Below are 12,844 nucleotides of genomic sequence, written 5' to 3' on the forward strand. Positions count from 1 at the left end.
GTTCCCATCCTTTTATCAAAAAATGTAAGCATTCAGTTGTTTAAGATGATGCAAAAGCTTTTTAACAACAAACTGCGCGTCCGGCCCCCCCTTAAGGTAGCAGAAGCAAAGGAACGCTGCCCTTCCAGCCCCACAAAATAAAGCCCCGGAACGTCGCTTATGCCTGCTTGATATAAGGGCCTTCCTTCCGCATCCAGCGCGCCAATCGCTTGAAGGTAAGGAAGATACGGCCGGTATCCTGTCGCAAAGATCACCGTATCCACCGGCTCTTTTGTCCCGTACGGCCGGAGTACCGCTAAAGACGTTTGCTCACCTCGGCCAGCTCAACACCGATCTGTACGGCAGAATTTCCGCGTCCGACCACCACTACTCGTTGATTGTGAAATGGCTCTGGATTCCGGTATTCGGAGGAATGAAGTGTGCGGCCTTGAAACGCCTCCTGCCCCGGCAAAACTGGCGTATAGGGATTGCGAAATGAGCCGGTCGCATTAATTATAGTGCGAGCCCGAAACGTATCCCCTACCATCGTACGAAACGTAAACCCTTTTCCATCCCTTTCGATCGATGCTACGCGTTGATTGGTTCGGACCGGCAATTAAGACAAGCAAGGTGCCAGCGGCTACCGTACCGGTCCATCCTTTTCCTCCGCCATAATGAAAAGCCACTATCTTGTTTTGGTGATAAGCTTGTGTGACGGCCTGAATCGCTTGCTCAAAGGCTTTTTCTTGCGGCATGGCGGCATTATCCGCTAACGGAATTTGAATCCATTTCGCATTCGCCGCTGGATAGGCGCATTCGGCCGCTTCGCCGCGCAGATCCACGATCACTTCGATACCTTCATTCTTCACCATTGACTACGTCAATGGCCGCGCCCATGAAAATCTTATGCGGAATCAAAGCAAGGTAGGTTTTTTCAGACGACATGGACTATACTCCTTTTTTAAACGATACAAACTCAATCGGAACCGGGGCTGCTGGCGGTGCGCAGCACATGGACAGATCTCTGGCTTCTCCGGCCGATTCGAATTCGGAATCTTCTTTGGTGTAGAAAATCTCCCAAGCGTTGCCGTTCGGATCGTACACCCAAACTTTATCCTGTACCGCATAGCAGCATGTGGTATTCATCTCATCGATCAGCAGCAGTCCGCTTTGACGAAGCCTCTCCCCCATGGGTTTGATCTTACATGTCAAATGAATCGCAATATTAACGTTGAAAAGAAAAAAGCAGCTTCCGGTGAAGGAGCTACTGATTTGATTGACTGCCTTCATACTGCGCCAGTTTGAAGCGATTCCTCGATTTTTTATTGAGTAACAAGTTCAATCAGTAGAACAATTCATCTATGCACAGACATTTTTATTTACTTCAAATCAACGATAGTTTTTCTCATTCGACTATATTCTTCATCGCTCAATTCGCCCTTCACATAACGTTCTTTTAATATCATCAAAGGGCGATCCACAATTCGACTCTTCATCATCAATGATCGAATGACAACATAAACCGTTGCCCCAAGAATAACGATAAAGATCAGCGCCCCGATCCCCATCATCATACACATCATGAACATCATAGAACTATCCATCATCATGCCATCCATCATTGTAAATACCCCCTATACTATAAGATTTCAACCTCCTTAAACATTTATTCGTTCAAGTGGCTTCCTCCAATAATGTTGTTAGTACTACCTATCCGGAACTTGAATATTTTTCTCCTGTTGAGGAATAATCAAATATGCATTTGAATAACCGAAGGGTTTGTTGTATGATAGCAATCAAATGATCATTTGATTGTAGGGGTGAGGATATGATTGAAAAAGCAAAGGACTCCTGTGAAATTTATTGTTATGACGAACATAAAGTCCGAAAAGTACAAGTTGCAATTGAAGGACAAAATATTCAAGGTATGGTAAAGCTGTTCAAGGTACTGGCTGATGAAACAAGAATGAAAATCGCTTTCTCCCTTTGCGAAGAAGATGAACTATGTGTCTGTGACGTGGCCAACATCATCGGTTCTTCGATGGCAACCGCTTCTCATCATCTCCGGACGTTAAAACAGCTTGGCTTAGCGAAATACCGCAAGGAAGGTAAATTAGTTTTTTATTCGCTGGAAGACGATCATGTTCGTCAACTGGTACAGCTTGCTTCTACTCATTCACGGGAGTTGGTCACTAATGGAAAAACAACTTGAACAAACCGAAGAAAAAAACGTCTACAGAGTACAAGGCTTTACTTGTACGAATTGCGCAGGTATTTTCGAGAAAAACGTAAAAAATTTGCCTGGCGTTCGAGAAGTGCAGGTCAATTTCGGGGCAGCGAAGATTACCGTCTACGGGAATACTACAGTTGAAGATTTGGAAAAAGCAGGAGCATTTGAAAGCCTGAAAGTTACCCCTGAAAAACAACGGACCATTGAAAAGAAAAAGCCGTTTTTGCATGAACATTGGAACGTAGTGCTTTCTGTGGTATTGCTCGTCGCAGGTTACGTTCTAGGCGAGGGAAGCATCTTGGCCGATGTTACTTTTGCAGCCTCTATCATCATCGGCGGTTACGAGCTATTCAAAAAAGGGCTTAAAAATCTTTTCCGGCTTCAGTTCGATATGAACACCCTTATGACGGTTGCCATTATCGGTGCTGCGGCGATCGGCGAATGGGGCGAAGGCGCAACTGTAGTTATTTTGTTTGCGATCAGCGAAGTTCTGGAACGTTACTCTATGGAAAAAGCACGGCAATCCATTCGCTCCCTTATGGATATTGCGCCGAAGGAAGCGCTGATCCGGCGTGGTTCTGAAGAAATAATGGTAAATGTTGATGATATACAAGTTGGCGATGTCATGATTGTAAAGCCAGGGCAGAAGCTTGCGATGGACGGCGTTGTCCTGAAAGGGACATCAACGATTAACCAGGCTGCAATTACGGGCGAATCGGTTCCTGTAACGAAAACGATTGACGATGAAGTATTTGCCGGTACATTGAACGAAGAAGGATTGCTTGAAGTTAAAGTAACGAAGCGAGTCGAAGATACGACGATTTCCAAGATCATTCACCTTGTGGAAGAAGCACAAGCGGAACGCGCACCGTCTCAAGCTTTTGTTGATCGGTTTGCGAAATATTATACGCCTGCCATCATGATCTTGGCGCTAGGGATCGCTGTTGTCCCTCCTCTTTTTGCAGGAGCCGATTGGGGCGATTGGATTTATAGAGGGCTGGCATTACTCGTTGTCGGCTGCCCGTGCGCATTGGTTATTTCAACACCGGTTTCCATTGTTACGGCTATCGGCAATGCGGCGAAAAACGGTGTTCTCATCAAAGGGGGCATTCACCTTGAAGAAGCCGGCAGATTAGCGGCCATTGCGTTTGATAAAACAGGCACGCTAACAAAAGGGTTTCCAGAGGTTACAAATTTCATTTCTTTCGGCAAAAATGAAAACGAACTGCTATCCATCGCGGCGGTCATCGAAAAAGGTTCCCAGCATCCGCTTGCGTCAGCGATTATCCGGAAAGCAGAGCAAGATGGTGCGAATTTGTCGCTCGATGTTACAGAATTCCAATCCATTACAGGAAAAGGCGTAAAAGCGAAAGTAAAAGGTGAGTTGTACTACATTGGGAATCCGAAACTTTTTAACGAACTGCATGGCAGCGTCAATCAAGATACTGCGAGTAAAATCGAGGAATTACAAAAGCAAGGGAAAACCGTAATGGTCTTAGGCACAGACCAACAAATCCTTGCACTTATTGCCGTCGCGGATGATGTCCGGGATTCAAGCAAAAACGTTATTAAAGAACTTCACGGGATCGGTATTAAGAAAACCATCATGCTTACAGGCGACAACCAAGCTACGGCGAACGCAATTGGAAAACAACTAAATGTCGCAGAAGTAAAAGCCGAATTGTTGCCACAAGATAAATTAGATTACATTAAGCAGCTTCGGCAAGATTACGGTAAGGTAGCTATGATCGGCGATGGTGTGAACGATGCCCCTGCCCTCGCGGCCTCAACCGTTGGTATCGCAATGGGCGGTGCCGGAACGGATACAGCTCTCGAAACCGCAGACATTGCTTTGATGGCGGACGATTTAAGGAAACTGCCCTATACCATTCGTTTAAGCCGAAAAACCCTTGCGATTATTAAGCAAAACATTACGTTCTCACTCGGGATTAAACTGGTCGCTTTGGCTTTGATTGTCCCTGGATGGCTCACGTTATGGATGGCAATTTTCGCAGACATGGGAGCGACCCTGATTGTTACGTTGAACAGCCTTCGTTTGCTTAAAATCAAAGGCAAAAAAATCGGCTATGAATAACTCTTGGAATAAAGGTTTATCGATTCTGGGCACCCTTCTATGATGCTCTCTTTAATTCCGGGCCTTTTCTCCAGGCCCGGAAAAAGATTTTTTCGAACCTCGACATTAAGGCTTACAGCCAAATCCTTTTTGTGGGCGTCGGGACTTGCGCAGACTTACGGTTTATGATAGGGGAAGATGTTTCTGTTACTGCAATCGACTTATCACCCGAAATGCTTGACAAAGCCAAGAAAAAAAATGATTCACCGAACTTTACGTTCATGGAAATGGATGCGCAAACTTTGACCTATTCACCGGAATCGTTCGATATGGTCATTGGGTATCAGATTCTATCCGTCGTTCACGATCCGGACCAATGTTTTCAAGAAATGATTCGGGTAACTCGAACTGGGGGACGTATAATAATCTTTGATAAATTTGCCCCTTCCTCTCAGGAATGTCCGCAATTAAGAAAATCCTTCGTCCCGTCTTATCAATGATGGGAACGGACATTGGCCGTCATTTTGAACAAATCATAAAACCCTATGAGAGCCATATTCGAGTGGAGGAAGATGTACCAGCCTAATTTAATGGTATGTATCGAAAAATCTTACTTCGTAAAATGGCATGGTTAAACTCATAGCCAAATGGCCGGGCCAACCTTATTGGCCTTCATTTGGTAAAGGTAAGGTATCTGGGTATCAAGTAAAAAGAGGAAAAGGTTTCTGGAACCTCCCTGAATCAGGTTTAGGAGTGCATTTTATATGGATTGCTGCGCACAATCCAGCATTGTGGAACCTGCCAAAATCAATTGTCCTTCATGCGCGAGAAAGGTAAAAGCGTACTTCTCATTACTCTAAAGTCTTTGCTAAAAGCTTCATTTATCTGCTGCTTGGGTAATGTTACCGCGTATTTACGAAATTTGAAATAATGAAAGTGAAGAAATATATGTAAAATCAGCCTATCCCCCGGAAGTTGGCGGATAGGCTGATTTCGTATCGATGTAATTAGCTCGCCATAGCCCTGCAAGCCTTCGCGCAAGAAAAACAAGCTTCGGCACAACGCTGACAGTGCTCATGTTCATGCTTTTTGCACTCATTCCCGCATGCTTCGCAAACATCGGCGCAAATCCGGCAAAGTTCCTTTGCGTAGGAACTGTTATGGGACATCGCTTGCGCAGCAAATGCACAAATGTCGGCGCACTCTCGATCCAGTCGGATACATTGTTTCATCATCGTAAGGTTCTCTTCATTCAAACAAGCGTCATAACAGTGATTGCATTCCAGCATACACTTTAGACATTCATCGATACAATGTTGAAATTGTTCATGTGACACAGTTATACCTCCTATTCCAAATGATGTACCTTAAATGGTTTACCCCAACGAGGTTGATCCGATTCATGGAAACAGGAAGCACCGACGAAACGAACTCGGAAATAGGACAGCGCTTGCGTTTGATTGACAAATCTAACGCTCTCTTACATCCGATATTACACAGTATGTTGCACTTACTAACGGAGACTCAAAAAAGATGTATAATCGGTTCCTATATTTTTTCTGCAGCTTCATACTCCTGAACACGCCGATAAAAAGTCAGTTTAGTCAGACCAGATATTTGCATTATTCATTAATAATAGCCCTTGGTTATATTCAATTCGGGATAACCAAGGGTTATTTTTGTGTTCGGGTTCACGCAACTTAAATATCCGGTTCACTTTCCTTTAAATCCTCGGTTTCCATTTGCAGAGTGACATGTTCTATCCCAAACTTTTCATAAACGACTTTACGTATCTTAAGAAGGGTTTGTTGCATATTTTTTTCCGTTTCAACGACTATATGGCAAGTCAGCAGCTCCATGCCGGACGTTAGGGTCCATATATGCAGATCATGGATACTGATTACTCCTTCGACTTCGAGCATCATTTTACTTATTTCACTAACATCTATGTGCTTGGGCGTTGAACCAATTAAAATATTTATGGATTCTCTGGTTACTCGCCAACCGCTGAACAGAACAAGTACTGCAATAAAAATGCTGATTAGGGGATCGGCTAAGTACCATCCAAAAAACAGGATAAGTAATCCCGCCACGATTGCGCCCGCAGATCCCAGCAAATCGCCTAGGACATGAAGAAATGCGCTTCTCATGTTTAAGTTGCTTTTAGATCCTTCACCTCTGGAAAGCACCCATGCAGCAACGATATTTACCACTAGACCCAAAAAAGCGATGACTAACATGATATTGCTTTGCACTTCAGGCGGGTTAATAATACGCTTGTATCCCTCGTAAAAAATATACGCAGCGATGACAGCCAATGTTAATCCGTTTATAAAAGCAGCAATGATTTCTACTCGATAAAAACCGTAAGTTCGTTGGGGCGTGACTGGCTTGGCGGCGAGAGAAAACGCAATTAAACTGAGCCCTTGCGAGAAAGCATCGCTAAACATATGACCGGCATCCGACAAAAGAGCAAGGCTATTCGCCCAAATGCCGCCGATGATTTCCGCAATCATGAATCCTGTCGTGATGAAGAGTGCAATGGTTAAGTTTTTTCGATTGGTAGAGCGGGTATGAGCATGTGTCGATTTGTTGTGATCATGTCCCAAGCTCAAAAGTCATCATCCTTAACAATTGATTCACTACCTATGATACTTTTCTTCCCAGTAACCGATAATCTATACTTTACATCAACAACTTTAGACCCGATTTCGATTTACTGAGCCCTTCTGTCTTAGACGTTTTATATGAGTATCGGCAGTTCGTAAATCCCCAAAGAACTCATAATTCCAAATTTACTTAAGAAGCACTTCCTTCGCGTTCTCATGACAACGTTTGGGCTATCATTTTTGTTCAAAAAAATGAGGTGCTATGCACCCCGAAGTTGAGTAGTGGAATTATTTTCTACATAGAATGATAAAACGTTCTTCGTTTCAGCCTTCTTTTTCAAACTCTATTTCATTTGGCATGATTCCTGGAACTTTAATTGTGAATGGAGCAAAGGTTATTTCACTTCCATTCTTCATTATGGCTTGAACTTCTATTTTATACTCGCCAGCGGTATGGAACAGGTTCCCGGTTAACTTGTAGACTCCCTTCTCGATTTTAAATGCAGTATTCGCCTCTGCCCCGCCAAGAGAAGTAACAATACGAGCTCTAACCTTTTGAATTTGGCTATCCTCGTTTATTCGAATCGTGATGACATTACCGCCGGCTATAATTGGTTTCACTTCTAAATTTGCTGTCAAACCACTACTTGTTTGTGTTTTCGGGGAAATACCGCGAACAGCTTCTCTCGGAGCAAAATCAACGAGTATCCCTGCTGCCAATAGAATGATCATTCCAATCAATAATTCAATTCTTAAATTTCTTTGGAAGAATAATACTACTTTCTCTAGCCTTCTCTTTAATATCGCTCTTTGCCAGCTCGCTAGGAACAAAATAAAGATAGATAAAATGATTTTAACGAGTAACATCTGTCCCCAAAAGCTCGTTATTAAGCTAGATAAATTAAAAGAAGGAACATAAATTAGAGTCATAACCACTCCAGAAAGCGCAAGGATAAAGAAGCTGATTAAAGCCCATTTAGAAAATGATTTTCCTGCTTTTTCGAGCCAAGATATTGGTTCTTCTTTCGGCATCATAAGAATTAATCCAATTAACCCGCCAATCCAAATCGTTGCACCAAGCAGGTGGATACTATCCAAGACTGTTGACCAAACTCCCCCATAACTTGGATCAACTGAATGCCCATTGAATGCAAGGCAAAGAACCGCAAATAACAATCCATACAATCGTAAAGGTCTTACGATCAGACTTAAAATCACAAAGCCAACTTGAAGTAACGTTACCTCTACAAAATTGAAACGAAGAAAATCACGAAGTACGACATCAGCATATTCTAGTCGGGCAAGCAGTAATTCTAAAATAATGCCGATTATACTAATGACATATAGAATACCCGACACAAGGCTCCAACGTTTATGATCTCCTCTGTTTTTGGCAATCACTCTGAAGAACCAATTTCCTCCTAGTAGCGATAGGAGTCCTGCATATACAATCCAATGAGTGAATTGCAAATTGCCAATTTGATTCCACAACGTATCTCGAGAGTAAGTATTTTTTGAGGTTACTTCTGTCATTTTTTCAACAGCAAAATAAATTGTATCCACTTTAACGTTATTACCTATTCGTGGGTAAGCCAAAATTGTATAAGTACCCGGAGGCAATTCATCATTTAGTTCGAGAACATAGTGTCCGGGGGTTGTCTGATCCAAGGTAGGCAAGGCGGTTTCGACCATACGGTCATTATCATTTAGTAATGCCAAATCAAGTTCAACCGTTTCGTTATACCATAATTCAATACTATCAGGAGATTTCATAACGATACTTCCGTCTTCTGGGTAAGTTCGTTCTAATAATAATCCCTTAAATCTCTCTTCCGGCGTGGTAAGCGCAAGCTTAATTTCAAACTGATATTTTTCTCTAAGCGCATGACCATCCAAGGAAACTACATCGATATCTACTGAATACTTTCCTGACGGTAAATTTTCTTGTAGTGCAATAAATAAGTGTCGATTGTCATTAGGATCAATTTGCGGCTTTCCATATTGAACTTCATCTTGTTTTTCATTGCGAACAATAACTGAGCTACGATGAATCTGTACAGGGTCCTTAAAATACAAGTCTATTTTATTCGGAACAAACTCCATAATCTCATTTACATTCGGGCTTCTGCTTTCGATTGGCGAATGTGCATTAACCGAAAGTATTGGAATGATTGGCATTAGAATAATAATCAAAAGAAGTATACGCTTTAGCACAATAAATCCCTCCACTACTCTACCTATACATTAATAAAACTATGTGACATAGTATATAATGCGGCGATGAATCCTTCACCTTTTGAAAACAGCATTTAATTTAAATATGGTGCAGGATCAACGGGCTCTGAATTTTTGCGAACCTCAAAATGAAGTTGAATTGCCCCGCCGAACCGATAAGCGCGATCTTCTCCACTCTATCGACTACATCTCCTTTATTGACAAGAAGACACCATGTTTAACATGTGGATATAGCGTCCATAATCCGCCACCGTGATCGATAATAACAGTATTTCCATAACCTTTCCACGCGAAACAATAATTACGCCTGATTCGGCTGCATAAATCGGGGTTCCAGATGGAGCTGCCATATCTAAGCCAGCATGAAGTTTCCGTTCCGGGTGAATTCGATATCCGAATGGAGAAGTCAGACGATAACTTGATCTCAATGGGAGATCTAACTTTCTGCCTTTGTAATACTCCTTAATATTGTTTTTTTCTGCCTGGAGTTTTGTCATTTTCTAGGCTAATTCCATAAATTCCTTTTCGGATTCTTCACTAATGTTTGTCCATCGAAGGTGGCCAATATAACTTCTTTCGCACTTTCCTTTTTTTCTAACTCCGCTTTCGGTTTGTATACATGAGTCTAACTTGAGAATCCAAAACTTCATTAATTTTTTTGCAGTTCGATCGCATTGTCAAGCTCGAGACTAATTGCTATAAGCTTTTCTTCTATGCTTTGAATTTGCGTTGCCGTCTGAATGAATTTCTTGCCTTACTGTTTCGATCTGAGAAGTTAAAATCTGAATTTCTTGTTTTGTTGCTTGCTTTCTTACGGTCAACTCTAGAGCAATTCCTTTCGCTTCCCCTTCTTGTCTTTTGCTTTTCTGTTCATTTCGACTTGTAACTCTCTGATTTCACTGTTAATTTTGTCACTTGCGATGATTTGCTTAGCCCTTGGTAAGACTTGGTCAATAGTACTGCTGCAAACAATACTGTTAGTTTTCTTAATCATGGTTCTCCACCTACCGATGATCATATCTAGATACATAAATCCGACAACTTCCATCATTAATTTACATAGCGTAGTATAATTCGTGCAATTCATGCAAATTCCTGCTATTGATCGATTTAAGACAAGAACTGAACCCCTTATGACAGTTCTTATTCATAGGTTTTGCATTTATTTAATATTTCCCTTTATAGATTCATCTTCTTCTCCATCCATTAATTCCTTTGTTCCCAATCTAAACTCCCTGATGGTGGTACCGATCGCTTTGCCGAGTTGAGGCAGTTTTGAAGGTCCGAATATGAGCAAGGCAATAAGAACTAATAATAATATTCCCGTCCAACCTATATTTAATGGCAATAGTCTCTCCTCCTCTCTTCCTATTTACGAGCTTACGAATAGAGCTGTAACATACATTATTAATAGGCCAAGCGTCAATCCGGCTAAATTCGTCCATGAGACGGCAGCTATGTTTTTCTTTGCGGCTTCTTTAAGAATCATTCGGCCGATCGAATAGATCACTTGAGCGATTGCGCCGGCGCCTATTCCGAAGAACAGAGAAGCGAACGTGGGATTATACATAAATCCGCCTATCCAAGTGCCGATAATCGCTGGGGCTCCTCCCACGATTGCTAACGCCAAGAAGGTTTTCCAAGAAGGTTGCTCTTTCAACATAGGCGAAGCAATGCCCATTCCCTCCGTGACGTTGTGAAGCGTGAATCCGATGATCAGGAACGTACCGAGCGCGGCTTCACCGGCAGCGAATGCAGCCCCGATCGCCAGCCCTTCCCCGAGATTGTGAAGACCGATGCCGCCAGCGATTTTATAAGCGATTTGTTTCCCGGATGTTTTGCCTTTTAGTTGATTCCCTTGATCAAGCGCCAATAAGAACAAAAAGCTCAAGAGAGCTCCGAACCAAACAAGTCCCGTTCCTTGAAATAGGCTTGGTGCTTTTGCGCCGATTTCCAATCCTTCATTAAAGGTATCGATAACGAGAAAAAACAATAAGCCTATCGTCAAAGCCAGTATCCCCTGCACGCCTTTGTCCGAAAACCTCCGCAAAAAGGGAAACCATAGTAATCCCAGTCCCACGGGGACTACGCCGACATAAAAGCCGATGAGGGCGTATTGAGCGAAACGGCTAGCATCGGCGACGGGTGTTTTAGCGGCAATAGGTACCTCTCCCGAAAAGATCAGGCCATTTGTCGTAATCAGGTTGATCGTATACGGATCGCCTTCTACCCAACCGTACGGAATGTCTATCACGGTTTGATCAAGTCGGTTTAGCGTCTCGCTCGGCCGAAAGGTCGCGTTCCAGAAGGCGTCGTTTATGACGACTTGCGCAATGGATACGGAATCGGGACCTGTATTTAGAACTTTAACCGTAAAGCCTTCGTCCGTGAGCGTAATTTTCTCGATATCCAATACTTCCAGCGGAGCAACAGGCTCATCCTTGACCCCAGTCCCGAAGTGGAATAGGGCGTAAATGATCATAGCAAGTAAGATTAGCGGCAAGATTCCCCAGATCCACATTGTTTTATGAGGTTTCGATTGAAGAGTTTCGACTTCGCTCTGCATCTTGTTTACCCTCCCTATGCTTTGGCTTCAAAAAAGCCCATCCACCCGAGCTCCGCGAATTCGCTCTGATGTGCGTGGAACATATACTTCCCAGGTCCGGGGAACACCACTTCCAATATTCCCCTTTGGCCTTGGCATTGCATGATCGTATCCGTATACACGGGCCTTGCTTCAGGATCCGCCCCGACCTCGTAATAATGAAAGAAGTTCGCATGGAGATGAAAAGAATTGAGGAGATCGAATTCGGTCAAATTGCTTAGATATATTCGAACCAACTCCCCCACCTTAACTTCGATTGGCCAGGCTTGAAAGGCGAATGCATAGCCGTTAACGGTGTAAACTTCGTTTGCTCCGTCAAGGTCCAAATCGAATCCGTTCATCACCATATTGAATTCGCGAGCGGGTTTTCTTGCTTTCTTAGGGTCAACGATGAAATTTCCGTACAAACCTTTGTGAATGTGCTTGGCAAGCGGCGGAATATGGCAATGGTAGACGTGCATGCCTGCCGGTTTGGCCTCGAACTCGTATATAAACTCCGTGCCGGATTGTACGGGCTCGATTCCATCCATTCCCGTCGGATGAATGCCGTGAAAATGAATGGAATGCGGATGCGTCGAACCGTTCCAAAATTTTATTCGGACAATATCACCCTCCATGCATCGAATCGTGGGGCCGGGAATCGAATCGTTGTAGGCCCATCCCGGGAATTTGATTCCTTCCGCGATTTCTAATTCGGTGTCCATGGCCACAAGCTCGTATTCCCTGACCGTACGTCCGTCGGATCCGGTACTGGTTTTGCCGTAATTGAATTCGGTCAGCGACTTAATCGCCGCTTGCAGCCCGTTGGTCATCTTCGTTCCGGGATCGTAACCATGGGTCATGGTCTGGTGCTTCTGATTCTGCAGCGCGGAATGAAGTTCATGTTTATCCATGGCTTTAACGGTTTTGCCAAACCATGAACTCGGGTTTAACAAGGATCCCCCAATCACGCTTAACGTTCCAATCGCTCCCCACTTCAGTACTTCTCTCCGTGATACCGGTCTTTTCGGATCGAATACCATCCCATCACCCTCCGATTTTTCTTTCCCAAAGGAAATTATATTTCTATCATGAAAAAAAAGTGTTTAAATCAAATATTTATGGTTTTAAGA

Annotated in this window: 12 protein-coding genes and 2 pseudogenes; 3 read left to right on the forward strand and 11 right to left on the reverse strand. The window is 43.2% G+C overall.

What is annotated here, in order from left to right; all coding sequences use genetic code 11:
* Nucleotides 1–15: 15 nt before the first annotated feature.
* The 4 genes and pseudogenes from B0G52_RS24410 to B0G52_RS24420 all read right to left on the reverse strand — a co-directional run.
* A pseudogene (locus B0G52_RS24410) lies at nucleotides 16–595 on the reverse strand (NAD(P)-binding domain-containing protein); the annotation flags it as partial.
* A complete protein-coding gene (locus B0G52_RS35675) occupies nucleotides 489–851 on the reverse strand; it encodes a protein-tyrosine phosphatase family protein (protein WP_483296163.1) in 363 nt (120 codons plus the stop codon). The pseudogene B0G52_RS24410 and the gene B0G52_RS35675, both read right to left, overlap by 107 nt.
* A 76-nt stretch (nucleotides 852–927) precedes the next feature.
* Nucleotides 928–1,170: pseudogene (locus B0G52_RS24415) on the reverse strand (ArsI/CadI family heavy metal resistance metalloenzyme); the annotation flags it as partial.
* Nucleotides 1,171–1,358: 188 nt separating this feature from the next.
* Nucleotides 1,359–1,601, reverse strand: a complete 243-nt coding sequence (locus B0G52_RS24420) for an SHOCT domain-containing protein (protein WP_094048120.1) — start codon at nucleotides 1,599–1,601, stop codon at nucleotides 1,359–1,361.
* A 206-nt stretch (nucleotides 1,602–1,807) separates the two neighbouring features.
* Here B0G52_RS24420 and B0G52_RS24425 point away from each other — a divergent pair, with 206 nt between their 5' ends.
* The 3 genes from B0G52_RS24425 to B0G52_RS36695 all read left to right on the forward strand — a co-directional run bounded on the left by B0G52_RS24425 (nucleotide 1,808) and on the right by B0G52_RS36695 (nucleotide 4,783).
* On the forward strand, nucleotides 1,808–2,191 hold the full coding sequence (locus tag B0G52_RS24425) for an ArsR/SmtB family transcription factor (RefSeq protein ID WP_094048122.1): 384 nt from the start codon (nucleotides 1,808–1,810) through the stop codon (nucleotides 2,189–2,191).
* Nucleotides 2,175–4,304 (forward strand): heavy metal translocating P-type ATPase, encoded by a 2,130-nt coding sequence (locus B0G52_RS24430; RefSeq protein ID WP_094048124.1) that lies wholly within the window; start codon nucleotides 2,175–2,177, stop codon nucleotides 4,302–4,304. The genes B0G52_RS24425 and B0G52_RS24430 overlap by 17 nt, the downstream gene beginning before the upstream one ends.
* A gap of 164 nt (nucleotides 4,305–4,468) precedes the next feature.
* Nucleotides 4,469–4,783, forward strand: coding sequence for a class I SAM-dependent methyltransferase (locus B0G52_RS36695; protein ID WP_369827122.1), 315 nt, complete (start codon nucleotides 4,469–4,471; stop codon nucleotides 4,781–4,783).
* A 507-nt stretch (nucleotides 4,784–5,290) separates the two neighbouring features.
* Here B0G52_RS36695 and B0G52_RS24440 read toward each other — a convergent pair.
* The 7 genes from B0G52_RS24440 to B0G52_RS24470 all read right to left on the reverse strand — a co-directional run bounded on the left by B0G52_RS24440 (nucleotide 5,291) and on the right by B0G52_RS24470 (nucleotide 12,754).
* On the reverse strand, nucleotides 5,291–5,620 hold the full coding sequence (locus B0G52_RS24440) for a four-helix bundle copper-binding protein (RefSeq protein ID WP_094048126.1): 330 nt from the start codon (nucleotides 5,618–5,620) through the stop codon (nucleotides 5,291–5,293).
* A gap of 363 nt (nucleotides 5,621–5,983) precedes the next feature.
* Nucleotides 5,984–6,898, reverse strand: a complete 915-nt coding sequence (locus B0G52_RS24445) for a cation diffusion facilitator family transporter (protein WP_094048128.1) — start codon at nucleotides 6,896–6,898, stop codon at nucleotides 5,984–5,986.
* Between the two features lie 318 nt (nucleotides 6,899–7,216).
* Nucleotides 7,217–9,106, reverse strand: a complete 1,890-nt coding sequence (locus B0G52_RS24450; RefSeq protein WP_094048130.1) for a copper resistance CopC/CopD family protein — start codon at nucleotides 9,104–9,106, stop codon at nucleotides 7,217–7,219.
* Between the two features lie 844 nt (nucleotides 9,107–9,950).
* Nucleotides 9,951–10,121, reverse strand: coding sequence for a hypothetical protein (locus B0G52_RS36295; protein ID WP_233163013.1), 171 nt, complete (start codon nucleotides 10,119–10,121; stop codon nucleotides 9,951–9,953).
* Between the two features lie 168 nt (nucleotides 10,122–10,289).
* On the reverse strand, nucleotides 10,290–10,475 hold the full coding sequence (gene tatA, locus B0G52_RS24460; RefSeq protein ID WP_094048134.1) for a twin-arginine translocase TatA/TatE family subunit: 186 nt from the start codon (nucleotides 10,473–10,475) through the stop codon (nucleotides 10,290–10,292).
* Between the two features lie 24 nt (nucleotides 10,476–10,499).
* On the reverse strand, nucleotides 10,500–11,693 hold the full coding sequence (locus tag B0G52_RS24465) for a ZIP family metal transporter (protein ID WP_094048136.1): 1,194 nt from the start codon (nucleotides 11,691–11,693) through the stop codon (nucleotides 10,500–10,502).
* A 14-nt stretch (nucleotides 11,694–11,707) separates the two neighbouring features.
* Nucleotides 11,708–12,754: a multicopper oxidase domain-containing protein gene (locus tag B0G52_RS24470; protein WP_094048138.1), complete on the reverse strand. Its 1,047-nt coding sequence runs from the start codon at nucleotides 12,752–12,754 to the stop codon at nucleotides 11,708–11,710.
* Between the last annotated feature and the right edge of the window lie 90 nt (nucleotides 12,755–12,844).

Origin of the sequence: Cohnella sp. SGD-V74, assembly GCF_003001675.1 — a bacterium.
In the GTDB taxonomy this organism is placed as follows: domain Bacteria; phylum Bacillota; class Bacilli; order Paenibacillales; family Paenibacillaceae; genus Cohnella.

Coding starts and splice junctions, on each gene's coding strand:
- B0G52_RS35675 (WP_483296163.1), bottom strand. CDS start 851: ATGGTGAAGAATGAAGGTATCGAAGTGATCGTGGATCTGCGCGGCGAA.
- B0G52_RS24420 (WP_094048120.1), bottom strand. CDS start 1,601: ATGATGGATGGCATGATGATGGATAGTTCTATGATGTTCATGATGTGT.
- B0G52_RS24425 (WP_094048122.1), top strand. CDS start 1,808: ATGATTGAAAAAGCAAAGGACTCCTGTGAAATTTATTGTTATGACGAA.
- B0G52_RS24430 (WP_094048124.1), top strand. CDS start 2,175: ATGGAAAAACAACTTGAACAAACCGAAGAAAAAAACGTCTACAGAGTA.
- B0G52_RS36695 (WP_369827122.1), top strand. CDS start 4,469: ATGATAGGGGAAGATGTTTCTGTTACTGCAATCGACTTATCACCCGAA.
- B0G52_RS36295 (WP_233163013.1), bottom strand. CDS start 10,121: ATGATTAAGAAAACTAACAGTATTGTTTGCAGCAGTACTATTGACCAA.
- B0G52_RS24465 (WP_094048136.1), bottom strand. CDS start 11,693: ATGCAGAGCGAAGTCGAAACTCTTCAATCGAAACCTCATAAAACAATG.
- B0G52_RS24470 (WP_094048138.1), bottom strand. CDS start 12,754: ATGGTATTCGATCCGAAAAGACCGGTATCACGGAGAGAAGTACTGAAG.